The organism is Caenibius sp. WL (genome assembly GCF_019803445.1).
In the GTDB taxonomy this organism is placed as follows: Bacteria; Pseudomonadota; Alphaproteobacteria; order Sphingomonadales; family Sphingomonadaceae; genus Caenibius.
Window position 1 is genome coordinate 2239498 of the sequence record NZ_CP081844.1, and the last position, 21163, is coordinate 2260660.

At 63.2% G+C, this 21163-nt stretch carries 25 protein-coding genes; 15 read left to right on the forward strand and 10 right to left on the reverse strand.

Annotated elements, in window-relative coordinates:
- Positions 1-1065 (reverse strand): efflux RND transporter periplasmic adaptor subunit, encoded by a 1065-nt coding sequence (locus tag K5X80_RS10640; protein ID WP_222560431.1) that lies wholly within the window; start codon positions 1063-1065, stop codon positions 1-3.
- 175 nt (positions 1066-1240) lie between these two features.
- Between K5X80_RS10640 and soxR the strand changes: the two genes are divergently transcribed.
- Positions 1241-1678: a redox-sensitive transcriptional activator SoxR gene (gene soxR / locus K5X80_RS10645; RefSeq protein ID WP_261390500.1), complete on the forward strand. Its 438-nt coding sequence runs from the start codon at positions 1241-1243 to the stop codon at positions 1676-1678.
- Positions 1679-1690: 12 nt separating this feature from the next.
- Here the strand turns inward: soxR and K5X80_RS10650 are convergent, their stop codons facing one another.
- Genes K5X80_RS10650 through K5X80_RS10665 form a run of 4 tightly spaced genes read right to left on the reverse strand, consistent with a single transcriptional unit; the run spans position 1691 to position 3991 of the window.
- Positions 1691-2230, reverse strand: a complete 540-nt coding sequence (locus K5X80_RS10650; protein WP_222557721.1) for an AAA family ATPase — start codon at positions 2228-2230, stop codon at positions 1691-1693.
- 11 nt (positions 2231-2241) lie between these two features.
- Entirely contained in the window at positions 2242-2955 is a 714-nt protein-coding gene (locus K5X80_RS10655) for a 2OG-Fe dioxygenase family protein (protein ID WP_222557722.1), read from the reverse strand.
- 46 nt (positions 2956-3001) lie between these two features.
- Positions 3002-3370, reverse strand: coding sequence for a nuclear transport factor 2 family protein (locus K5X80_RS10660; RefSeq protein ID WP_222557723.1), 369 nt, complete (start codon positions 3368-3370; stop codon positions 3002-3004).
- A gap of 27 nt (positions 3371-3397) precedes the next feature.
- Positions 3398-3991, reverse strand: a complete 594-nt coding sequence (locus tag K5X80_RS10665) for a LysE family translocator (RefSeq protein ID WP_222557724.1) — start codon at positions 3989-3991, stop codon at positions 3398-3400.
- A gap of 85 nt (positions 3992-4076) precedes the next feature.
- Between K5X80_RS10665 and K5X80_RS10670 the strand changes: the two genes are divergently transcribed.
- From K5X80_RS10670 to K5X80_RS10680, 3 genes are all read left to right on the forward strand, one after another.
- Positions 4077-5465 (forward strand): aminotransferase-like domain-containing protein, encoded by a 1389-nt coding sequence (locus K5X80_RS10670; protein WP_222557725.1) that lies wholly within the window; start codon positions 4077-4079, stop codon positions 5463-5465.
- A gap of 3 nt (positions 5466-5468) precedes the next feature.
- The gene (locus K5X80_RS10675; protein WP_222557726.1) at positions 5469-6404 is read left to right on the forward strand and encodes a DMT family transporter; all 936 of its coding nucleotides are present in this window, start codon (positions 5469-5471) and stop codon (positions 6402-6404) included.
- A gap of 107 nt (positions 6405-6511) precedes the next feature.
- Positions 6512-7735, forward strand: a complete 1224-nt coding sequence (locus tag K5X80_RS10680) for a cytochrome P450 (protein WP_222557727.1) — start codon at positions 6512-6514, stop codon at positions 7733-7735.
- Positions 7736-7771: 36 nt separating this feature from the next.
- Here the strand turns inward: K5X80_RS10680 and K5X80_RS10685 are convergent, their stop codons facing one another.
- The 4 genes from K5X80_RS10685 to K5X80_RS10700 form a co-directional block, all read right to left on the reverse strand.
- Positions 7772-8332, reverse strand: a complete 561-nt coding sequence (locus tag K5X80_RS10685; RefSeq protein WP_222557728.1) for a MarR family winged helix-turn-helix transcriptional regulator — start codon at positions 8330-8332, stop codon at positions 7772-7774.
- 111 nt (positions 8333-8443) lie between these two features.
- Positions 8444-9340, reverse strand: a complete 897-nt coding sequence (locus tag K5X80_RS10690) for an SMP-30/gluconolactonase/LRE family protein (protein ID WP_222557729.1) — start codon at positions 9338-9340, stop codon at positions 8444-8446.
- 114 nt (positions 9341-9454) lie between these two features.
- Positions 9455-10294 carry an alpha/beta fold hydrolase gene (locus tag K5X80_RS10695; protein WP_222557730.1) on the reverse strand — a complete coding sequence of 280 codons (840 nt, stop codon included), beginning with the start codon at positions 10292-10294 and terminating at the stop codon, positions 9455-9457.
- A 174-nt stretch (positions 10295-10468) separates the two neighbouring features.
- A complete protein-coding gene (locus tag K5X80_RS10700; protein WP_222557731.1) occupies positions 10469-11155 on the reverse strand; it encodes an OmpW/AlkL family protein in 687 nt (228 codons plus the stop codon).
- On the opposite strand from K5X80_RS10700, the gene K5X80_RS10705 reads away from it, so the two are divergent.
- The 10 genes from K5X80_RS10705 to K5X80_RS10750 all read left to right on the forward strand — a co-directional run bounded on the left by K5X80_RS10705 (position 11154) and on the right by K5X80_RS10750 (position 19274).
- Positions 11154-11303 (forward strand): hypothetical protein, encoded by a 150-nt coding sequence (locus tag K5X80_RS10705; RefSeq protein ID WP_222557732.1) that lies wholly within the window; start codon positions 11154-11156, stop codon positions 11301-11303. The genes K5X80_RS10700 and K5X80_RS10705 overlap by 2 nt on opposite strands.
- A 77-nt stretch (positions 11304-11380) precedes the next feature.
- Positions 11381-13036, forward strand: coding sequence for a cytochrome-c oxidase, cbb3-type subunit I (gene ccoN / locus K5X80_RS10710; protein ID WP_261390501.1), 1656 nt, complete (start codon positions 11381-11383; stop codon positions 13034-13036).
- Between the two features lie 10 nt (positions 13037-13046).
- Entirely contained in the window at positions 13047-13796 is a 750-nt protein-coding gene (ccoO, locus tag K5X80_RS10715) for a cytochrome-c oxidase, cbb3-type subunit II (protein WP_222557733.1), read from the forward strand.
- Positions 13793-13963, forward strand: coding sequence for a cbb3-type cytochrome c oxidase subunit 3 (locus K5X80_RS10720; protein ID WP_222557734.1), 171 nt, complete (start codon positions 13793-13795; stop codon positions 13961-13963). The genes ccoO and K5X80_RS10720 overlap by 4 nt, the downstream gene beginning before the upstream one ends.
- Positions 13956-14882: a cytochrome-c oxidase, cbb3-type subunit III gene (gene ccoP / locus K5X80_RS10725; protein ID WP_222557735.1), complete on the forward strand. Its 927-nt coding sequence runs from the start codon at positions 13956-13958 to the stop codon at positions 14880-14882. Before K5X80_RS10720 ends, ccoP begins: the two co-directional genes overlap by 8 nt.
- The gene (gene ccoG / locus K5X80_RS10730) at positions 14869-16314 is read left to right on the forward strand and encodes a cytochrome c oxidase accessory protein CcoG (protein WP_261390502.1); all 1446 of its coding nucleotides are present in this window, start codon (positions 14869-14871) and stop codon (positions 16312-16314) included. The genes ccoP and ccoG overlap by 14 nt, the downstream gene beginning before the upstream one ends.
- Complete coding sequence (locus tag K5X80_RS10735) at positions 16311-16757, forward strand: FixH family protein (RefSeq protein WP_222557737.1); 447 nt, start codon at positions 16311-16313, stop codon at positions 16755-16757. The genes ccoG and K5X80_RS10735 overlap by 4 nt, the downstream gene beginning before the upstream one ends.
- On the forward strand, positions 16754-18871 hold the full coding sequence (locus tag K5X80_RS10740) for a heavy metal translocating P-type ATPase (protein WP_222557738.1): 2118 nt from the start codon (positions 16754-16756) through the stop codon (positions 18869-18871). Before K5X80_RS10735 ends, K5X80_RS10740 begins: the two co-directional genes overlap by 4 nt.
- Positions 18868-19038 carry a cbb3-type cytochrome oxidase assembly protein CcoS gene (ccoS, locus tag K5X80_RS10745; protein WP_222557739.1) on the forward strand — a complete coding sequence of 57 codons (171 nt, stop codon included), beginning with the start codon at positions 18868-18870 and terminating at the stop codon, positions 19036-19038. The genes K5X80_RS10740 and ccoS overlap by 4 nt, the downstream gene beginning before the upstream one ends.
- Positions 19035-19274, forward strand: a complete 240-nt coding sequence (locus K5X80_RS10750) for a hypothetical protein (RefSeq protein WP_222557740.1) — start codon at positions 19035-19037, stop codon at positions 19272-19274. The genes ccoS and K5X80_RS10750 overlap by 4 nt, the downstream gene beginning before the upstream one ends.
- On the opposite strand, the gene K5X80_RS10755 is transcribed toward K5X80_RS10750, so the two are convergent.
- Complete coding sequence (locus tag K5X80_RS10755) at positions 19259-19762, reverse strand: flavin reductase family protein (protein WP_222557741.1); 504 nt, start codon at positions 19760-19762, stop codon at positions 19259-19261. The genes K5X80_RS10750 and K5X80_RS10755 overlap by 16 nt on opposite strands.
- A 128-nt stretch (positions 19763-19890) precedes the next feature.
- Between K5X80_RS10755 and ribB the strand changes: the two genes are divergently transcribed.
- A complete protein-coding gene (gene ribB / locus K5X80_RS10760) occupies positions 19891-21162 on the forward strand; it encodes a 3,4-dihydroxy-2-butanone-4-phosphate synthase (protein WP_283249162.1) in 1272 nt (423 codons plus the stop codon).
- Position 21163: the final 1 nt, after the last annotated feature.

The window sequence follows — 21163 nt, forward strand, 5'->3', positions numbered from 1 at the left end:
TCAGTCCTTCAACGCGGGAACGATGGTCTTGACCCGCACCGGCGCCCCCGGCTGCACGCGGATCTGCCCTTCGGCCACCACCACGTCACCGGCCTTGAGTCCCTTGGTGACGATCACACTATCGCCGATCCGGCGCCCGGTGGTCACGGCCACGATGGCCGCCTTGCCTTCCTTGCGCGCGTTCTTGCCGCGAATGACCGTCACGCTGTCGCCCGAAGCCGATGTCTGAATGGCGGTGACAGGCACCACCAGCGCCCCGCCCTGCGGCGGCAGTTCCAGCGCCACGGTCACATACATGCCAGGACGCAGAACCTGCCCGGGATTGGGCAGCAGCGCCTGCACCAGGACATTGCGCGTGTCTTCGCCGATGCGCGGTTCGATCGTCGTCACCCGCCCGGTGAACACGCGGCCCGGCCACGCATCGGAGATCAGACGGACAGTGCCGCCGACCTTGAGATGGGACAGATCCTGCTGCGGCACGGTGAAATCGGCGTAGAGCCGGTCGAGCGCGGTCAGCGAAGCGATTTCATCGCCGGGGTTCAGGTACTGGCCCAGATTGACCCGCCGCACACCGATCTGCCCGGCAAAGGGGGCGACAATGCGCTTCTGCGCGATCCGCGCGTCGTATTGCCGCACGGCGGCGATGGCCTGATCGTATTCCGCCCGCCGCTGATCGAGCACTTCACGCGATTCCGCGCCGGTGGGCGCCAGTTCGCGCGACCGGGCCAATTGCAGCCGGGCGAATTCCGCCTTGGCCGCCGCCGCGGCGCGGTCCGCGCGTTCGGGCCCATCGAACAGTTGCACGAGCGGCGCCCCGGCCCCGACATGCGCCCCCGCCTGGAACCGGATCGCGGTAACACGGCCCGCCACTTCGGGCGCCAGCATCACCTCCTGAACCGCGCGCAGGGAACCGACCGCTTCGAGCGCATTCGGCATATCGCGCGGCTCCACGAATGTCGCGGTCACGACCGTGGGCGGCGGCGCGGCCTGTGCGGGCGCGGCATTGCGCCAGCTCCGCCATGCGAACAGCAGCAGGAAAACGATAACGATGAGGCCGACTGCCATTGCGGCCTGCCGCCATGGCAGGACCGGCTCCTTGCCGGTCTGGCTCGATGATGTCTGCAAGATAGCTCCCCTTGCGAATCCGGAGGCACGCTCATAGAACCTCAACAATGGTTGAGGTAAAGCCTTTTGTTCGCGCCCTCTTGTTCGATGGCATAAAAACCGCATGAATTCGGACATGCATCATCGTGCACTGTCGGTGGGCGAAGTTGCACGCCGGGCCGGCATCTCCGTTTCGGCGCTGCATTTCTACGAAAAGCAGGGCCTGATCGAAAGTTGGCGGACAAGCGGGAACCAGCGGCGTTATCACCGCTCGGTCCTGCGCCTGATCGCAATCATCCGGATCGCCCAGCGGGTCGGCATTCCGCTGGCCGATATCAAGGCCCACTTGCCGTCCCCGCGCGGAAGCGGGGCGATCACCGGCGATGACTGGGCGGCGATGTCGCGCGATTGGCACCGCGATCTCGACCAGCGGATCACGCTGTTGACCCGCCTGCGCGATCAACTGGATTCGTGCATCGGCTGCGGTTGTCTGTCGATCGCCAACTGCCCCTTGCGCAATCCGAACGACCGGGCAGCGGCATATGGCCCCGGCGCGCGCATCGCGGACCTGTAGCGCCCCTTCGCGTTACAGCAGTCCGCAACGGCGAAGCACGAACGCCGCACGCTCCGCCACCGGTCCGAACGGCAGCGGCACCAGATCGTACCCCTGCGCTTCATAAGCAACCACCATCGCATCATGGGTGGCGACAGCTTCGGCCCAATCCTGCTTGCGTTCCGTGTCGTTGGCATAGATCTCCCGCCACGGCGGGGCGATGAAGACGGTGCGATTGTAACGCAGTTCCGCGGCGGCCTGCACCAGATCCGGCGGACAGGAAAGACCGCAGAGCGCGCGATAACCGATGACATCGGGAATGCCCCGGTCGAACAGCACCGGCCCATCCTGCGCCAGCGCCCGCCGATAAACGGCTTTGTCATGGTCCAGCATCGCCGTGGCGAAAGCATCACGATCAGCCCAGGGTAAGGCTGTGCCGCCGATTGCCTGCTGCGCGCGGATAATCTGCCGCCCACCTTCCGGCATATGCGCAATGCCATGTTCGCCAAGCACGGCGAGCAGAGTGCTTTTCCCCGATCCCGGCCCCCCGGTGATGACGAAAAAGCGGTCCATTGCGATCTCCTTCAAGCGGCGCGGGCGAACGTCAGGACCAGCGTGTCACGCCACGCAGGGGCATCCGGGGCCAGCGCCTCGATCGGAGACGTTTCGTGCCGCACCATGCGGTCGTCCAGCAGCAGGCCCTCCCCCGGCTGCATCAGCCGGTGGCGCAGGACGATCCGGTCCGCACCGTCGCGCACAAGAGTTTCCCCGCCGCCGATATTGCCGCTGCCGATCAGGCAGATCAACACCCAGTCCCGCCCGTCCCGGTGCATGCCTTCGGGCGTGGGCAAGCCCGGTTGCCCGGCCTGCGCCACGATGCGGAACTGGTGCGCCTCCACCAGCCAGGCGGCGGGAGGTCGGGCCTCATGTGTGGCCACCCTATCCGCCATGACCTGAAGGATATGGCGGAACGGCGCGCTGTCCGCGATGGCCGGTTCCATCGGCGCGAACCAGCGGGCGATGCCGCCGTTGAGCGCATTGTGCGCCCGTTCCTGAAAATGCGGGCGATGCGGCAGGCGCACAATACCGCTGCGGGAAGCCTCAAAAGCCGCATAGCGCCGCTGGCGATAGCTGCCCCCGTCAGCCATGAATGTGTCGGCAGGCAGATCGTCCCAGCTTGCCGCAAAGCGGACCCAGCTTTCCTGGGCCGCTGCGGCCAGTTTATCCGCGCGCAGGTGCAACACATGCCCTGCCAGCGCATCCCGGGGTGGTTTCCCTACCGTTTCGCAAACAGTCATAGTCTGTCCCTGCCGGATCGCTACCCGGGGCATCCGGAGCCTGTCGTCAGAGCGGCGCTCCGTAGAGCGCTTCGCCTTCCACCTGCCAGCGCCCTTTAAAGCGCATCGCTTCGGCCGCGCGGCTGACCTGCCCGTTCCGCTCCGCACGATACTGGACGACGAGCGTCTGCCGTTCGAGATCGCAGATCGCGTCGATCAACGCAAAATGCAGGCTCTCGGTCTGCTCCAGCGCCCTGGTCCAGTACCGGCGCAGGGCGGCCTTGCCCTCGATGACAGGCGAACCCGTCACTTGCGCGGCGAGCGGGCTGATGAAGCGCGCTTCGTCCACATAGGTATCGAGCACAGCATCGATATCGCGCGCATTCCAGTGCCCGATCCACAGGCGGGCGAAATGTTCCATTTCCACGCGGTTCATGACACTCTCCTTTCCAAACAGGCCTTCTCAGGCGAGAAACAACAGGGCGGTCAGCCCGGTGAGCACGGCCATCGCTTTCACGAACATCGCCATGGCGCGCGGGTTGGTGAGCAAGCCGCGGGCCCCTGCCCCGAACGCTGCCCAGACGGCGATGGAGGGCAGGCCAACCGCCGTGAACACCGCCACCAGCATGACCAATTGCAGGCCCAGCGGCCGCCCCGGCACGGTGAAAGTGGCAATGGCGGGCATGGTGATGACCCAGACCTTGGGATTGACGAACTGGAACGCCGCCGCCTGCCAAAAGCCGAACGGCTGCGCCTTGCCCGATTGCGTCACCCCGTCGGAATGCCACAGGACAACCGCCAGCCACACCAGATAGGCCGCGCCCGCGATCCTGATTGCCCAGCGCAGGGCAGGCCAGGCTTCGAACGCGGCGCCCAGCCCCAGCCCGCTCAGCCCCAGCATCGCCGCGCAGCCGAAGCAGATGCCCAACATATGGGGCACCGTCCGGCGAAGCCCGAAAGCAAGGCCGGAGGAAGCAAGCATGATATTGTTCGGCCCCGGCGTCGCCGAACAGACGAAGCTGTACAGCATCAGCGGGGCAATCAGCGCAGGTTCCATGAGTGTGCTCCTGAGCGCGAAATGATCTTAATTGATCTATGTGTCAAACGTGATATTGAACCAGTTCAATTTTTGGGATCAAGACATGGCACATTGGCGACCGCAGCTGGCGAACGGAGACGGCCCGGTTTACGAACGCCTGCTTCACGCACTCGAACGCGATGTGCGCGCGGGGCATTTGCGCCCGGGGGACCGGCTGCCGCCTCACCGGGACCTAGCGCACAGCCTGTCCGTCAGCGTGGGTACGGTCAGCCGTGCCTATGTCGAAGCCGAACGGCGCGGGTTGATTTCCAGCCATGTGGGGCGCGGTTCGTTCGTGGCCCAAGGCGCCGTGCCGGGCCAACCGGAACCGGACAACGCGATTATCGACATGGCGCAGAACGCTCCGCCTCTCGCCCCGTCCGAACGCTGGATGAGCGAAGGGCTCGCGCGGTTGCGGTTGCGCGCCGATCTTGCCGACTGCGTCAACTACGCCCCGCCAGAAGGGCTTCCGGCGGTACGGCACGCGGGCGCATCGTGGCTGCAACGGCGGCACGGGCTGGTACGTGCGAGCGCCGACCGCATTATCCAGTGCAACGGGGGGCAGCATGGGCTGGCGCTGGCCTTTTCGGCCCTGGCCCGGCCGGGCGATACGATCCTGTGCGAGGCGGCGACCTATGCCGGGATCAAGACTCTGGCCGGCCATTCGGGCTATCGGCTGCACGGTGTGGCGATGGACCAGGGCGGCATCGCACCCGAAGCGATTGCCCGCGCCGCGCGGGATACCGGGGCCAGAGTGCTGGTGGTGATCCCGACCTTGCAAAATCCCACCACGGTCACGCTCGATGCCGGGCGGCGGGCCGAGATCGCCAACGTGGCGCGCAAGCACGATCTGCTTATCGTGGAAGATGAAGCCTATCGTGCCTTTGCCCATGAGAATGCGCCTGCGAGCCTCGCCGAACTGGCACCGGAACGCACTTTGATGGTTGCGGGCGTTTCCAAGGCCATCGCGCCGGGCCTCCGGCTCGGTTTCCTCGTCCCGCCGGAAGACGATACGATCCGCAACCGGTTGCTCGTGGGCCTGCGGGCATTGGGCTACAGCCCGCCGACGATCAACGCCCTGCTGTTCAGCCAGTGGGAACAGGACGGCACGGCCGACCGGATCGCGGACGATGTGGTGGCGGAATCCGATATCCGCACGCGGCTGGCCCAGGATATCCTGGGGAATGCCCTGGCCACGCCCGGCGCGGGGCGCAGCCTGCACCTGTGGTTGCCGATGCCGATGATCGCGGCGGAACGGTTTACCGCTCAGGCGCTGCGCGCCGGTGTGGCGCTCACCCCGCCGGATGGCCCGGCGGTCACAGCGGATGCCCCTTCCGGTGTCCGGCTCTGTCTTGGCGGTGTGCGCAATCGCGACACTCTTGAACGGGCGCTGCGATGCCTGCATGGCCTGCTGCAACCGGGCAGCGGCGACAGCGCATTGGGGCTTGTCTGAATGATGACGGCGCACATCGGAGTAGGCCAGCGGTCGCATTGGGTTTCCTATGTGTCGCTCGCTTTCGTCATGCTGTTCTGGTCGGGCAATTTCATTGTCGGCCGCGCGGTGCACGGCGCGATTCCGCCGTTCACGCTCGCGCTCGTGCGCTGGACCGGCGCGGCCTTGCTCGTCCTCCCTTTCGCGCTGCCGCGTTTGCGCGCGGATTGGCAGATCGTCCGTCGGCATTGGCGGATCACGCTGCTGCTGGGCGTGGCCGGGGTCGGCGGGTTCAATGCTTTCGTCTATTCGGGGCTCCGCTACACCACGGCCAGCAATGGCCTGCTGTTGCAGGCCGCGGTGCCCGCGCTGGTGCTCGCTTTCAATCGCGCGATCTTCGGGCAGAGATCCGCCGCCGTGCAGATCGTGGGCGTGATCCTTTCGATGATCGGTGTGGCGCTGATCGTGCTACGCGGCCATCTGGAAGCGCTTCTCGGCCTGACGATCAATTTCGGCGATCTTCTGGTTCTGTGCGGGGTGATCTGCTGGGCGGCTTACACCAGCCTGCTGCGTATCCGTCCGCCGTGTCACCCGCTCAGTTTCCTGCTGGCGACGTTCCTGATCGCCATCGCCACTATGCTGCCGCTGGCGGTGGGGGAATATCTCGGCGGGCAACGCGTCCGTTGGGATACGGCGACATTCGGCGCTTTCGCCTATGTCGCGGTGTTCCCGTCTCTGCTCGCCTATCTGATGTACAATGCGGCAGTGCGCGATCTGGGCGCAGGCCCCGCCGGGCAGACGATCACGCTCATGCCCTTGTTCGGGGCCGCGCTGGCCGCGCTGCTGCTGGATGAGAAGCTCTATGGCTTCCATCTGGCCGGCATGGCGGTGATCCTGATCGGTATCGTGCTCGGTGCATGGGCCGACGCCCACCAGCGGAAAGCGCTGCATCGGACATAAGAAACCCGCAGCGCCACAATTGCGCGGCACAGCAGATTTCCCGCTGTCGCGCATTCCATCTGCATCATAGCCTGACCATCGATCCTGTCAGTCTTTGGAGAGATGCCGTGAATGCCCCTGCCCCGATCCCTGACCATGTCCCGGCCGAACTGGTCGTCCCGTTCGACTTCCGCAACGACGAGGCCATCCGGCAGGACCCCTACGGCTATATCGCCGGTCTGAAAGATTGCCCGGACATCTTCTTCTCCCCTGATCTCGGGGGGTATTGGGTCGTACGCCCCTCGGCGGCGATCGGTGAGGTCTTTTCCGATCACGAACGGTTCACGGCAACTTCCCTTGCCATTCCCAAGCGCGATTCATCGGTGGTCCTGATCCCCAACAATTTCGATCCGCCCAAGCACACCAAGTATCGCAAGGCGATGGCAAACAGCCTGTTCTCGCCTCGGGCTCTGGCAACGATCGATGCGGACACGCGCGATTTCACGCTGAAACTGTTCGAGGCATTCGCCCCGGGTCGCTGCGAATTCGTATCCGAATTCGCTTATAAACTGCCGATCGACACGTTCCTCAACCTGATGGGCGCGGACCTGTCCTTGCGCGATCAGTGCCTGTCATGGATCAAGCTGATCTTTCGGGGGCGCACGGTCGAAGAAACCAATCAGGGCTTCATCGAAGCCTACACCTGGGTCAGCCAATGGCTTGAGGAACAGCTTGCCGATCCGTCGCGCAACAGCGGCAGCATGTTCCAGGCGCTGGCACAAATGACCATCGATGGCGAAAAGCCTGCGTTCGACGATCTGCGCGCGATGACGCTGATGCTGTTTTCCGGCGGGCTGGACACGATCACTTCGCAGATGACGCATATCATGCGCTTTCTCGCGGAAAGCCCGGCCCATCGCCAATACCTGCTCGACAAGCCGGAGGAAATCCCGGTGGCGCTCGAAGAACTGCTCCGCCGGTTCGGCATTTCCTTTATCGGTCGGGCGGCCGCCAAGGATCAGACGTTCCATGGCGTGTTCATGAAGCAAGGCGATGTGGTGTGCGCAGGCACGCCGATTGCGGGACTGGATCCCGACGAGTGGGAGGATCCGCTGGCGGTCGATTTCCAGCGCGGCGGCGGGAAGCGGGTCAAGCACCTCGGCTTCGGCGCAGGCCCGCATCTGTGCATAGGCGCCTATCTCGCCCGCAAGCAGCTCACGATCATGATGGAGGAACTGCTGCTGCGCATGCCCAACCTGCGCATCGCCGCCGATACCGAGGCGATCGAAAATGCGGCTGGAGCGACGATGATGCTCCGTTCTCTGCCGCTCGAATGGGATGTCGCGGGCTGACGGCTCGCAAGCAGGAAACCCCTTCGCCCGCCCTGGTCATCCATGCTGGGGCTGGCGAACGCCGCCGGCTCTGGCCCGAGGCTTCTTGCCCGATTTCAGAATCTTGCTCCCTTCGGTATTCACTGCGTCGATATATTCTTCCAGCAAATCCGCAAACAGCGCGAGCCTGTCATCCGGCAGATGGCCCTGCACGGCGAACATCATCGCCCGGCGCGAATGGGAAATCAGATGCGCCTGTTTCAGCCCTTCCGGTGTGGGGGTGAGAATCGTGAGGCGCTTGTCCTTTTCGTCCTGGCAGCGTTCGATCAGGCACAGTTTGATAAGCGGGCGAATGGTTCTGCTGAGAGTTGAAGCATCAACGCCGAGGTTGCGTGCCAGTTCGGTCATCCTTTGTCCGGGCTGGTCCACCACCGTTTCCAATATATCGACCTGAACCGGTGTCAGTTCATGATCGCCCACCAGATAGATATATCGTTGAATAGCGCGATTGTGGGGATTTCGGCGCAAGGACATGATCATCTGCGCGACCCGTTCGGTCACCGACAAGGGGGCTTCCCCGAAGACGATGCCCTGTTCTGCAAGTTTATGCGGCGCCACGTCCCTGTCTCACGATCATTCTGCCGGTTGGCTGGCTATTAATGTCAAAAAAACAGTCAGATGCAAACGGAATGCAAGCAATTCGCCACACTGGCGCATCCTTTCGGCAGACTATCCCCCGAAACGATGCCCCGGAAGCCCTTTGACCCCCAACCCTCGCACCGCCAGCAGCCTGCCGTCATAGGGCGTTTCCGGAAACTGCCCGGGTATGCTCATGGTGGTGACGAACACGATATCGCAATCGGGGCCGCCGAAGGTCAGGCTGGTGGGCTTGGTCGAAGGCAATGGCACGACGCGGTCCAACGTGCCGTCCGGGGCAAAGCGTCGCAGTTCCCCGCGCCCACTGAAAGCGCCGTTGAGTGTGCTCCAGAGATAGCCTTCGGCATCCACCGTCGCGCCATCCGGGATCGAAGCAGGTTCGAGCTTCGCGAAATCGCGCCGGTTCGCGGGGGTGCCGCTGGCTTCGTCCCAATCGTAACAGGAGATCGTGTCATCGACCGAGTCGGTGAAATAGAACACCTGGCTGTCGGGGCTCCAGCACGGGCCGTTGGAATTGGCGATCCGGTGATCGAGCGTGTGCAAGGTGAGATCGGTATCAAGCCGATAAAGCGTGCCGCGCCGCGCCTCATGCGTCGTCGGTTCCAGAATCGCCGTCATGTCGAGAGAACCGACAATGAACCGGCCCCGGCTGTCGACTTTGCCATCGTTCAGCCGGACATTGTCCTTGCCCGCTTCGGGATGATGGAGGGGCTCCAGCGCGCCGGTTGCGAAATCGAAGAAATGCAGCCCGGTTTCCAGCGCCACGACCGCGCCCCCATCCTGCCGCAGGGCGAGCGAACCGATCGTGGCGGGCAATTCCCATGTCCGCACGTCCGAACCATCGGCCGCGCAGCGCCAGATTTGCGGGGCCATGCTGTCGACCCAGTAAAGGCGTTGTTCCGCCCCGTCCCATACAGGGCCTTCCCCCAGCGTGTTGGTGCAATCCACACATATGCTGACATCGATCATTCGCGGCCATCCTCTCGCTTCTCTCGTCGCCTGTCCGCGCAGGACCGCCGACCATAACGGTTGCCTGCCGGTTGCACAGCGGAATTCGCCGAAGCGAAATCCGCCCACCGCATGTTACGTTTCAAGGAAAGCGGTGATTTCCGTCAGGAACCGTTCCCGATTGTCATGTTGGGGCCAGTGGTTGGAACGGGCCATATCGATCCGCCGCACATCGGGGACATGGCGAACGAGGTCGTCCCCCATGCGCGATTGCCAGCTTTCCGATCCGTAGATCAACAGCGTCGGGCAGGCGATGCGTCGCCACAGGCTGAACACTTCTTCTTCGGTGTTGTCCGCCGCCGGCCACAACCCCAGGCATGTGTCGAACTTCCACTTGTAGTGGCCGGTTTCGCTGCGGCGCAGACCATGGATAGTCAGATGGCGGGCCTGTTCGGCGGTCATCCAAGGGTTTTCCGACTGCATCCGGGCCTGCGCTTCATCGACCGATGCGAAAGTCCGCACGGTGCGGTCAGCCGCGGCGCGCCGTGTGTCGATCCAGTGGCGATAGCGGTCGGCTACCGAACGCTGGCGGTACTGTTTCTCCAGATCGCCGGGCGCCCCCACCGCCTCCACCGCGACCAGATGCGAAAGCGTTTCGGGATAGACCCCGGCATAGCGCAACGCGACATGCGCCCCCATCGAATGCGCCACGATGGCGGCGCGGGATGCGCCCAGTTCGAACACGAACTGCGCCAGATCGTAAGTCAGGCTGGAAAAATCGTACCGCCCTTCCGGGGACCAGTCGCTATCCCCATGCCCGCGCAGATCGGGAGCAACCACATGCCAGCGATCACAGAGATGCCGGGCCACCCCATCCCAACTGCGGCAATGATCCTTGTTCCCGTGGATGAGGATCAGCAGGGGCGCATCCGGATTGCCCCAGTCGACGTAGTGCAGCCGCGAACGCTGCGACATGAAATTGTGCGATGTGGGCCCGAAATGCCGCATCCCCATCCTCTTCCTTGCGGTTGTTGCATCCGACCGGATACGCCAGCCATGCCCCTGCGCAAGAGGCTGGCGCACATTCCCGGAGGAGCGGAACGCCAGCCCTGCCCAGCCCGATGGCGGGCCATCATGGCCATCGAACCGTCAGAAGCGCCATGCCAATCCGACGCTCAACACCCACGGATCGAGCGTGTTTCTGGTGTGGAGCACTTTCGCGCCGCTGGCGTCGTACCATTTCGCGTCGACTTTCATGAAGTAACGCTTGGCATCCAGGCTCAAGGCCATGCCCGATGCGTTGAGCGGAATGTCGATGCCCGCCTGCAGGGCAACGCCGAGGCTGTCGTTGATCCTGTTGCGCGTCGCGCCCAGCGCCCGCGCTGTCGCGCCGGACTTCTCATCGATAAAAATGAAATAGGCGGGGCCCGCGCCCAGATAGGGTTTCACGCCCCCGGCGTTGAAATGATACTTCGCCGTCAGCGTCGCCGGAACGATCTTGGCGTTGGCGATCAGTTCCGCCCCGGCCAGGCTGCCCTTGCCGTCGATATCGTGCTGAGTGACACAGCAAATCGTTTCCAGAGAAACATTGGGCGAGACAAAATACTCGATTGCCACAGTGGGCACGACATTGTCGTTCGCCTGGGTTTCCACATTCGCCGGTAACGCCGCGGCAACGGCGGGAACCGCGAATTTGACCTTGTCGAGCTTGCCATCGGGCAGGACCGCGGTGCCCAGCACCTTGATCTGGATTTTGCCTTCAGGGCTGGCGGCCTGAGCCGGGAGACCGAAAGCAACGGCCACGGCCAGCGTCGCAATGGCGGCAACTTTATGCATGAACAATTCCTCGCGCCGCAATGACCGCCCCCTGCGGCCGATGATGTGTTGCGGCGCAGGCATGGTTGCCCTGACTGCCATCAGCCAAACATTGATCAGGCACAAATTACAGCAGGAACAATATTTTACGCCGCATCCGGGAATTTGATCGCCATCAATGTCGGAGTGATTTTTTCGACGCAGGGCCTTCCTGTCGAATCGATAGTACGAGGGAAGGCAATATCCATGGAAAGGATCGTTGCGCGTGCCGGCATCTGGTTCGCGGTCGTTCTGCTCGCCGTCATGGCAGCAGCAACCGCGCGGGATGCCGGTTTCGCCGTTCATATGATCATCGTTGCGGCCGCAGCCCTGATCGGGCTGTGGTTCGCCATCAGCAAGCCCGATTTTACGGCCATTCTCAGCGGCATCATGCCCGGGAAACCCGATCAATCGCAGTATGACGACGATCCGGTGCGCTGGGGCGTGATCGCCACGGTGTTCTGGAGCATCGTCGGCTTCGTGGCCGGTCTCGCCATCGCGCTCCAGCTTGCCTACCCTCTGCTCAATCTGGAACCTTACCTCAGCTTCGGGCGTCTGCGGCCGTTGCACACCTCGGGGGTCGTCTTCGCTTTCGGCGGCAACGTGCTGATCGCGACATCTTTCTACATCGTGCAGCGCACCTGCCGGGCACGGCTTGCCTTCCCCGCGCTCGCCCGGTTCGTTCTCTGGGGTTACCAGCTGTTCATCATCCTCGCGGCGACCGGCTATCTTCTGGGGATCACCCAGTCCAAGGAATACGCCGAACCCGAATGGTACGTCGATCTGTGGCTGACAGTCGTCTGGGTCGCCTATGGCGTGGTGTTCATCGGTACGATCCTGAAGCGCAAGGAGCCGCATATCTATGTGGCGAACTGGTTCTTCCTGTCCTTCATCATCACTATCGCGATGCTGCACATCCTCAACAATCTGGCGATGCCGGTATCGATTGTGGGGGCGCAGTCCTATTCCGCGTTCTCAGGGGTGCAGGACGCTCTTATCCAGTGGTGGTACGGGCATAACGCGGTCGCCTTCTTCCTGACCGTACCGTTCCTCGCCATGATGTACTACTTCGTGCCCAAGCAGGCGCAACGGCCGATCTACAGCTATCGTCTGTCGATTCTCCATTTCTGGTCGCTGATTTTCCTCTACATCTGGGCCGGGCCGCACCATCTTCACTACACGGCGCTGCCCGACTGGGCGCAGACGCTCGGCATGGTGTTCTCGGTGATGCTGTGGATGCCGAGCTGGGGCGGCATGATCAACGGCCTGATGACGCTCAACGGCGCATGGGACAAAGTGCGCACCGACCCGATTATCCGCATGATGGTCATGGCGCTCGCCTTCTATGGCATGGCGACGTTCGAAGGGCCGATGCTCAGCATCAAGGCCGTCAATTCGCTGTCGCACTATACCGACTGGACCATCGGCCATGTCCATGCCGGGGCGCTCGGATGGAACGGGATGATTTCCTTCGCCGCCATCTACTATCTGGCTCCACGCCTGTGGAACCGTGAACGGCTCTACAGCCTGCGGATGGTCAACTGGCACTTCTGGCTCGCCACTCTGGGAATCGTCTTTTACGCCGCTTCCATGTGGGTCGCCGGCGTGACCCAGGGGCTGATGTGGCGCGAATATGGCACCGACGGTTATCTGGTGAACAGCTTCGTCGATACCGTGGTGGCCCTTCACCCCATGTATCTGCTGCGCGCCTTCGGCGGCGGGCTCTATCTCGCGGGCGGGGTGATCATGGTCATCAATGTCTGGCGCACGATCCAGGGCCGCCAGCGTGACGAGGCCCCGATGTCCACCGCCCCCTATGACGCGGCCGCCGATCGCCCGATCGCGCCTGCTCCAGCCGAATAAGGATCACCTCATGGTCAGTGTTACCCAGCAGCACAGAAAGCTGGAACGCAACGTCACCTTGCTTGGCGCCTTCGCCTTCGTCGCGGTGGCGATCGGCGGCATCGTGGAAATCGCTCCGCTGTTCTGGATCGACAACACGATCGAGAAAGTCAAAGGCATGCGGCCCTACACCCCGCTCGAACAGGCCGGGCGCGACATCTATATCCGCGAAGGGTGCTACACCTGCCACAGCCAGATGATCCGCCCTTTCCGGGATGAGGTCGAACGGTACGGGCACTACAGCCTGGCGGCGGAATCGATGTACGATCATCCGTTCCAGTGGGGTTCGAAGCGCACCGGCCCTGATCTTGCCCGGGTCGGCGGGCGCTATTCGGACGAATGGCATGTCCAGCACCTGAAAGACCCGCGCGCGGTCGTCACCGGAAGCGTGATGCCGACTTATGCCTTCCTGGCGGACAAGGATCTCAACCTGCGCGATCCGGCCGCCAGCTTGCGCGCGCTGCGGCGGGTGGGCGTTCCCTATACCGATAAGGATATCGAGATGGCGATGGCCGATCTCAAGGCACAGGCCGATCCTGATGCCGATGCCGGCGATCTCGAAAAACGCTATCCCAAAGCGCAGATTCGCGATTTCGATGGCGATCCCAACCGGTTGACCGAAATGGATGCGCTCGTCGCCTATTTGCAAGTTCTGGGCACGCTGGTGGATGTGAACGCGGCGGCAGCACAAGAAGTTCTGGCGAAGGAGAAAGGGCGATGAGCGATCATTCGCTGTACGATTTCCTGCGCCATCTGGCCGATAGCTGGGGGCTGGTGGTGATGGTTATCGCATTCGTGATCCTCGCCGCATGGCCCTTCCGCCCCAGCGCGCGCGAACGCAACCGCAAGGCGGCCAATCTGATTTTCAAGGACAAGAACGATGGCTAAGAAGCGCATCGACGAAGCGACCGGCGTCGAAACGGTCGGGCACGAATGGGACGGTATCGAGGAACTCGACAATCCGATGCCGCGCTGGTGGCTGTGGAGCTTCTATGCCTCCATCGTCTTCGCTCTCGGCTATGTCATCGCCTATCCGGCCTGGCCGCTGGTCAGCCAAGGCACGGAAGGGGTTCTGGGCTGGAGCAGCCGTGGCGCTCTGGCCAAAGAACTCGCGGCTGAGGAAGCGCGCAAGAGGCCGATTCTTACGGCTCTGGCTGCCACACCGATCGAACGCCTGCCCGACAATCCCGCGCTGATGCGCGCCGCGATAGAAGGCGGGCGTGCGGCTTTCAAAGTCAATTGCGTGCAGTGCCATGGCGCGGGTGCGGCGGGCAGCCGGGGCTACCCCAATCTCAACGATGACGACTGGCTGTGGGGCGGCGATCTCAAAGCCATCGAACAGACCTTGATCCACGGCATTCGCCAGCCCGGGGACAGCAAGACCCGGATCAGTCAGATGCCCGCTTTCGGCAAGGATGGCATGCTGTCGGAGGCGCAGATCGCGCAAGTGACCCAGCATGTCCTGTCGTTGTCGGGCAAAGCGGGGCCGAACGCCGCAGGCGCTCAGGTATTTGCCGAAAACTGCGCCGTTTGCCATGGCAACGATGGCCGGGGCCTGCGCGAATTCGGGGCGCCCAATCTGGCCGATGCCATCGGGCTTTATGGAACCAGCGCCGAAGCGATCTCCCGGCAGATCCACACGCCCAGCCACGGCGTGATGCCATCGTGGGGCGGCAGGCTCGATCCGGCGACGATCAAGATGCTCGCGGCCTATGTCCATTCTTTGGGGGGCGGTGAAAACTTCAAGGAAGCGGGCCCTGCTCCCGGCAATGGCGCGGCTGCGGCGCAGAGCCATGACCAACCCTGATCGCGGCCCCGCGCCAGCGCTCTATGCGAAGCGTGAACCGGTCTTCAACCGGCGGATCGACGGATGGTTTCGCCGCCTGAAATGGTCCATCATGATCGTCACTCTGGCGATCTATTATGGCACGCCGTGGCTCCGGTGGGATCGCGGGCCTTACGCCCCGGATCAGGCGGTGCTCGTCGATCTGGCCCACCGCCGCTTCTACATGTTCGGCATCGAAATCTGGCCGCACGAATTCTACTTCGTCGCCGGTCTGCTGATCATGGCCGGGATCGGGCTGTTTCTGGTGACGAGCGCGGTGGGCCGCGCATGGTGCGGCTATGCCTGCCCGCAAACGGTGTGGACCGATCTGTTCCAGCATATCGACCGCCTGATCGATGGCGACCGCAATGCCCGCTTCCGGCTCTACAAGGCGCCGTGGGGGCCTGCAAAGATCGCCCGCCGCCTGCTGAAATGGACCATCTATCTCGCCATAAGCTTCGCGACCGGCGGGGCCTGGGTGCTCTATTTCGCCGATGCGCCGTCTCTCATGCGTGATTTCTTCACCGGGCAGGCCGCGCCCGTGGCCTATGTCACAGTCGCTATTCTCACCGCGACCACTTTCGTCCTCGGCGGCTTCATGCGCGAACAGGTGTGCATCTACATGTGCCCTTGGCCGCGCATCCAGACCGCGATGCTCGACGAAAAATCGCTGATCGTCACTTACAAGGACTGGCGCGGCGAACCGCGCGGCAGCGTGAAGAAGGCCGAACGCGATCCCGGCGCCTTCGGCGACTGCATCGATTGCAACCAGTGCGTGGCTGTTTGCCCCACCGGCATCGATATCCGCGAAGGCCCGCAGATCGGCTGCATCACCTGCGCACTGTGCATCGATACCTGCGACCGGGTGATGAAGGACATCGGCCGTCCGCGCGGTCTGATCGATTATGCCACGCTGGAAGGATGCAAGCAGGAGGCGGCAGGGGAAGCACCCATTCCCGTGTGGCGAAACCTCTTGCAAACCCGCACGCTGGTCTATGGTTCGCTGTGGGCGGCGATCGGGCTGGCCATGCTGTTCGCTCTCGGCACCCGCACGCGGACGGATATCTCCGCCGAAGCGGATCGCAATCCGCCTTTCATGCTGATGAGCGATGGCTCTATCCGCAACGGCTACACCGTAAAGCTGCGCAATATGCAGAACCGGCCCCGCGCGATGATCGTGACGATGGAAGGCCTTCCCGGCGCGAAGATGTGGACCGACGACATGCCCCGCGAGCGCGCCACCCGGCAAGTCGAACGCGTGGTTCCGGCCGATGCGACGGAGGTGGTTCGGATTTATGTCGTCGCCCCAGCGGGAACGCCGACGCAGGATTTCGCTTTTGCGGTCCGCTCCACCAGCGATGCCGAGACCGACACCAGCCCTATACGTTTCGAAGCACCGGAGACAAGCGAATGAACAGGCCATTCACCGGACGCCATATGGCCATGATCCTGATCGTCTTCTTCGGGATCGTTTTCGCGGTCAATTTCCTCATGGCGCGGCTTGCGACCAGCACGTTTGGCGGCATCGTGGTCGAAAACACCTACGTCGCCAGCCAGGAATTCAATGGCTGGCTGGATCAGGCCGAACGGCAGCGGGCGCTGGGCTGGACAGCCACCGTGGCACGCGATGAAGATAACCGGCTGGCGATCCAACTCGACAACGCTCCGCAATATACGGTGGTGACTGCCGAAGCCCGCCATCCGCTGGGCCAGGCGCCGAACCGCCACCTGACGTTCAGCCCCAAAGGGGATGGCCGGTTCCTTTCGCAGCAGGCCCTGCCTGCGGGCCGCTGGATCGTGCGCATCACCGCGCAATCGGGCGAAACCGTCTGGCGGATCGAGGAGAACGTGGAATGAGCGCCGCCACCGGCATCCGCCCCGAACCGCTGCAAGAAACGGTTCTTGCCGTACCCGGGATGCATTGCGCCGGTTGCATCAGCAAGATCGAACGCGGGATGAAGGATTTGCCCGGCGTGGCCACCGCCCGGGTGAACCTTTCGGCCAGACAAGTGACGATCCGGCACGATCCGGCCATGAAAGATCGCGATCTGGTCACCGCGCTGGAACGAATCGGGTTCGAATCCGAACTCCGCAAGGCCGTGCAGGCGCAGGACCATTCGGCGGTAAGGCCCCTTCTCGCTCCTCTCGGCGTGGCAGCCTTTGCAGCGATGAACGTGATGCTGTTCTCGGTCAGCGTATGGTCGGGCGCCGATGGATCGGTCCGCTGGATGTTCCACTGGATTTCCGCGCTGATCGCCGTTCCGGCCATCGCCTATGCCGGGCAGCCGTTCTTCCGCTCCGCCTGGGGCGCGGTGCGCCGGGGCCGTACCAATATGGACGTGCCCATTTCGCTCGGCGTGCTGATCGCCACCATCCTGAGCCTTTATGAAACCGTCGTCGGCGGGCAGCACGCATGGTTCGACGGGGCGCTGATGCTGCTCGCTTTCCTGCTCGCGGGCCGCGTGCTCGACGCCATGATGCGCGACAAGGCCCGCACCGGGGTCGATGCGCTGCTCAGCCACGCCGCGCAAGGCGCGATGGTGGTGGGCGAAGGCGGGACGGTGGATTGGCAGCGGGCGGAACAGCTTGTTCCCGGCATGGTGATCCGCATCGCCGCCGGGGAAAGGCTTGCGGCCGATGGCGATATCCTCACCGGGGTCAGCCAGTTCGATCAATCGCTGCTGACGGGCGAAAGCACCCCCATAGCCTCCGGGCCCGGAGACAAGGTACTGACGGGCACGCTCAATCTCGATGCGCCGGTCGATGTCCGCGTCACCGCCGTGGGACAGGATACGACTCTCGCCACTATCGCGCGCCTGATGGACGCGGCGGCACAGAATCGCTCCACTTATGTCCGCATCGCGGACCGCGCTTCGCAACTTTATGCCCCCGCCGTGCATCTGCTGGCCGCGCTGTCGTTCGCGGGATGGATGATCGCGGGCGCGGGGCTTTATCAATCGCTGGTCATCGCGGTGGCCGTGCTTATCATCACCTGCCCGTGCGCCTTGGGATTGGCGGTGCCCGTGGCCCAGGTGGTGGCGAGCGGGGCGCTGATGCGCGCGGGGATCATGGTCAAGGATGGCAGCGCGCTGGAACGGCTCGCCCGGATCGATCACGCGCTGCTCGACAAGACCGGAACGCTCACGCTGGGCAGGCCCGAGCCCGACCCTGCGGTGATAACCAGTCTGTCCGCCGATACCGCCTCCGTCGCGCTGGCGCTGGCGTCGCACAGCCGCCACCCGATTTCGCGCGCGCTGGGCAAGGCTCTTGCGGCCCATGGCCATCGTGCGGCCGTGCTGGATCAGGTAGAAGAACGCGCCGGCCAGGGCGTTTTCGCCCGGTGGCAGGGCCAACCGGTATCCTTGCGCCGCCCGGACAGGGCGCAGGGCGTGGCCGTCACGCTCGATATCGCCGGTCAACCGATCTGGTTGATCCCCTTTGCCGATCGCTTGCGGCCGGACTGGCAGGACGCTTTGCGGCAACTGGCGGGATTGGGCGTGGACGCCTCCATCCTTTCGGGTGACAACGGTGTGGCAGTGGCCGAGGTGGCGCGGCAGACCGGCCTTGAGGCGCGCAGCGATGCCTCCCCGGCGGACAAGCTTCGCGCGATAGAAAGCCTGCAACAGGAGCATCGCGTGCTGATGGTGGGCGACGGCCTGAACGATGGCCCGGCATTGGCGCAGGCGAATGCTTCCATCGCACCGGGAACGGCCAGCGATGTGGGATTGCAAGCGGCCGATTTCGTCTTCGTGCAGGAGTCGCTGCTTGCCCTGCCCCGTGCCGTCCGCGCGGCCAAGGCGACGATGCGCGTGGTGAAACAGAACTTCGCGCTGGCGATCGGTTACAATATCATAGCTGTGCCGCTGGCCATGGCCGGCATGGTGACGCCGATGATCGCGGCCATTGCGATGTCCGGCAGTTCGCTGATCGTGATCGCCAATTCCCTGCGTTTAACGAAAGCCGCACGATGAACGGTCTGGTTCTTCTCATTCCCGTTGCCCTGTTTCTCGGGCTGGCAGGGCTTGCCGCATTCTTCTGGTCGCTCAAAAGCGGGCAGTTCGAAGATCTCGACGGCGCGGCCAACCGGATCTTTCTGGAAGACTATGAAGAAGGCGATAGCGGGGGCAACGGCAAATGATCCAGCGGCATCTGTCTCTGCTCGCAGTGATCGGGCTGGCTCCCGCCGCGCTGAATCCGTCCCTCGCCGCCGCGGCGGCGCATATTGAACTGGCCCTGTGCGGCCCGGCCGGCGGGATGGTCAAAATCCCGACAAAAACGCCGTCGCTCCCGGGGGGCGACGGCGCCATGTGTTGTGCCAAAGGTTGTCACAGCTCACACGATCGCAAGCGTTCCAAGCCTCAGAGAATGACGTGATCGGTGGCCGCTGAAATATCGATGTAGCGGCGATCGTAATAGGTCAGCGGCTTGGCGTTCTCCCGGTGGTGGGCGCTGAGCAATTCACCGATGAAGATCGTGTGCGTGCCGAACCGGTGGCGGTCCATCGTCTTGCAGACCATGCTCGACTGCGCATTGGCAAGAACCGGCATATCCAGCTCTTCCTCCCAGTTGCCGATGCCGAAGCGTTCTTCGCCCTTCTTGCTCATGAAGCAATCGGCGACATCACGATTAGCCAGACCCAAGACGTTCACGCAGAAACGATCCGCCTGCATCAGAGGCCCGTGCGCCGAGGCATCCTGATTGATGCAAATAAGGATCGAGGGCGGATCGAAGCTGACGGACGAAAACGCCGTCGCGACGATGCCGTAGCGCTGGCCTTCCACTTTGGTGGTGATGGCATAGACCGAGGCGGCGATGTGCCGCATCGTGCTCTGGAATTCGCTGAGGATTTCTTCGGGCTGCATCGTGGCTCCTGAGACAGAAAGTTTTCTGATCGCTTTGCACAACCCATTATAGTCGTGCAACCGGCGTTGTGGAATTGAAATGTGATTATTTGATTTGCGCGCACATTTAAATGTGATAAAGCGAGTCCATGAGCACATCGACCATCGACAAAGTCCGTGACCTGGTCTCATCCGGCCATATGTCCAAGGCTGCCCTCGCCCGCGCTGCTGGCCTTCATGCCAACACTCTGCGCGATTGCATCGAACCGGGCTGGAACCCGACGACCGAGACATTGAGCAAGCTGGAACGATTCCTCTCCGCCAATGACGATCGCCCGGTCCTTGTCCCGATCGAGGAAATTATCGACGAAGCACGCAACGGCCGGATGTACATTCTGGTCGACGACGAAGATCGCGAAAACGAAGGCGATCTCATCATTCCGGCACAGATGGCCACCCCCGCTGCGATCAATTTCATGGCCACGCATGGCCGCGGCCTGATCTGCCTGTCGATGACCGGCCAGCGCTGCGAACAACTCGGCCTCAATTCGATGAGCCCGAGCAACGGCACGCGGCATGAAACGGCCTTCACCGTATCGATCGAAGCGCGTGAAGGCGTCACCACCGGCATTTCCGCGGGCGACCGCGCCCGCACCATTTCAGTCGCGATCGACGGCACCAAGAGCCGCGACGACATCGTGACCCCGGGCCATGTTTTCCCGCTTCGCGCCCGCGATGGCGGCGTGCTGGTCCGCGCCGGGCACACCGAAGCGGCTGTCGATATTTCCCGCCTGGCCGGGCTCAATCCTTCCGGAGTGATCTGCGAGATCATGAAGGAAGACGGCACCATGGCGCGGCTTGACGATCTGATCGGGTTTGCCCGCCTGCACGATCTCAAGATCGGCACGATCCGCGATCTGATCGAATATCGCCGCCGCAACGATCATCTGGTCGAATGCATTTCGCAGTCGCCTTTCACATCGGATTACGGCGGTGAATGGACCGCCAAGACCTATCGCGACAAAGTGGAAGGCGCGGTGCATGTCGTGCTGCAGAAAGGGCATGTCATCCCCGACACGCCCACGCTGGTGCGCATGCATGCCATTTCCATCTTCTCCGACGTGCTTGGTCAGCCGGGCCCGTCAAAGCGCGTTCTGCAACGCGCGATGACGGAAATCGGCAGGGAAGGCGCGGGCATCATCGTCCTGCTGATGCCGACCGATCCGGAACAGCTCAGCCGCGAAGTCGGCGGGGCGACCGATCCGGTCATGGATTTGCGCAGCTATGGCATCGGCGCCCAGATTCTTGCCGATCTCGGGGTCCACGAAATGATCCTGATGACCAACACGCATCGCAATGTCGTGGCCATCGATGGCTATGGCCTCAACATCATCGACCAGCGCGCCGTTCCTGAAGGGTAAT

Excerpts from the sequence above, each read along its gene's own strand:
- K5X80_RS10640 (WP_222560431.1), bottom strand. The coding sequence starts at position 1,065 with ATGGCAGTCGGCCTCATCGTTATCGTTTTCCTGCTGCTGTTCGCATGG.
- soxR (WP_261390500.1), top strand. The coding sequence starts at position 1,241 with ATGCATCATCGTGCACTGTCGGTGGGCGAAGTTGCACGCCGGGCCGGC.
- K5X80_RS10650 (WP_222557721.1), bottom strand. The coding sequence starts at position 2,230 with ATGGACCGCTTTTTCGTCATCACCGGGGGGCCGGGATCGGGGAAAAGC.
- K5X80_RS10655 (WP_222557722.1), bottom strand. The coding sequence starts at position 2,955 with ATGACTGTTTGCGAAACGGTAGGGAAACCACCCCGGGATGCGCTGGCA.
- K5X80_RS10660 (WP_222557723.1), bottom strand. The coding sequence starts at position 3,370 with ATGAACCGCGTGGAAATGGAACATTTCGCCCGCCTGTGGATCGGGCAC.
- K5X80_RS10665 (WP_222557724.1), bottom strand. The coding sequence starts at position 3,991 with ATGGAACCTGCGCTGATTGCCCCGCTGATGCTGTACAGCTTCGTCTGT.
- K5X80_RS10670 (WP_222557725.1), top strand. The coding sequence starts at position 4,077 with ATGGCACATTGGCGACCGCAGCTGGCGAACGGAGACGGCCCGGTTTAC.
- K5X80_RS10675 (WP_222557726.1), top strand. The coding sequence starts at position 5,469 with ATGACGGCGCACATCGGAGTAGGCCAGCGGTCGCATTGGGTTTCCTAT.
- K5X80_RS10690 (WP_222557729.1), bottom strand. The coding sequence starts at position 9,340 with ATGATCGATGTCAGCATATGTGTGGATTGCACCAACACGCTGGGGGAA.
- K5X80_RS10695 (WP_222557730.1), bottom strand. The coding sequence starts at position 10,294 with ATGTCGCAGCGTTCGCGGCTGCACTACGTCGACTGGGGCAATCCGGAT.
- K5X80_RS10705 (WP_222557732.1), top strand. The coding sequence starts at position 11,154 with ATGAACAATTCCTCGCGCCGCAATGACCGCCCCCTGCGGCCGATGATG.
- K5X80_RS10700 (WP_222557731.1), bottom strand. The coding sequence starts at position 11,155 with ATGCATAAAGTTGCCGCCATTGCGACGCTGGCCGTGGCCGTTGCTTTC.
- ccoN (WP_261390501.1), top strand. The coding sequence starts at position 11,381 with ATGGAAAGGATCGTTGCGCGTGCCGGCATCTGGTTCGCGGTCGTTCTG.
- ccoO (WP_222557733.1), top strand. The coding sequence starts at position 13,047 with ATGGTCAGTGTTACCCAGCAGCACAGAAAGCTGGAACGCAACGTCACC.
- K5X80_RS10720 (WP_222557734.1), top strand. The coding sequence starts at position 13,793 with ATGAGCGATCATTCGCTGTACGATTTCCTGCGCCATCTGGCCGATAGC.
- ccoP (WP_222557735.1), top strand. The coding sequence starts at position 13,956 with ATGGCTAAGAAGCGCATCGACGAAGCGACCGGCGTCGAAACGGTCGGG.
- ccoG (WP_261390502.1), top strand. The coding sequence starts at position 14,869 with ATGACCAACCCTGATCGCGGCCCCGCGCCAGCGCTCTATGCGAAGCGT.
- K5X80_RS10735 (WP_222557737.1), top strand. The coding sequence starts at position 16,311 with ATGAACAGGCCATTCACCGGACGCCATATGGCCATGATCCTGATCGTC.
- K5X80_RS10740 (WP_222557738.1), top strand. The coding sequence starts at position 16,754 with ATGAGCGCCGCCACCGGCATCCGCCCCGAACCGCTGCAAGAAACGGTT.
- ccoS (WP_222557739.1), top strand. The coding sequence starts at position 18,868 with ATGAACGGTCTGGTTCTTCTCATTCCCGTTGCCCTGTTTCTCGGGCTG.
- K5X80_RS10750 (WP_222557740.1), top strand. The coding sequence starts at position 19,035 with ATGATCCAGCGGCATCTGTCTCTGCTCGCAGTGATCGGGCTGGCTCCC.
- K5X80_RS10755 (WP_222557741.1), bottom strand. The coding sequence starts at position 19,762 with ATGCAGCCCGAAGAAATCCTCAGCGAATTCCAGAGCACGATGCGGCAC.
- ribB (WP_283249162.1), top strand. The coding sequence starts at position 19,891 with ATGAGCACATCGACCATCGACAAAGTCCGTGACCTGGTCTCATCCGGC.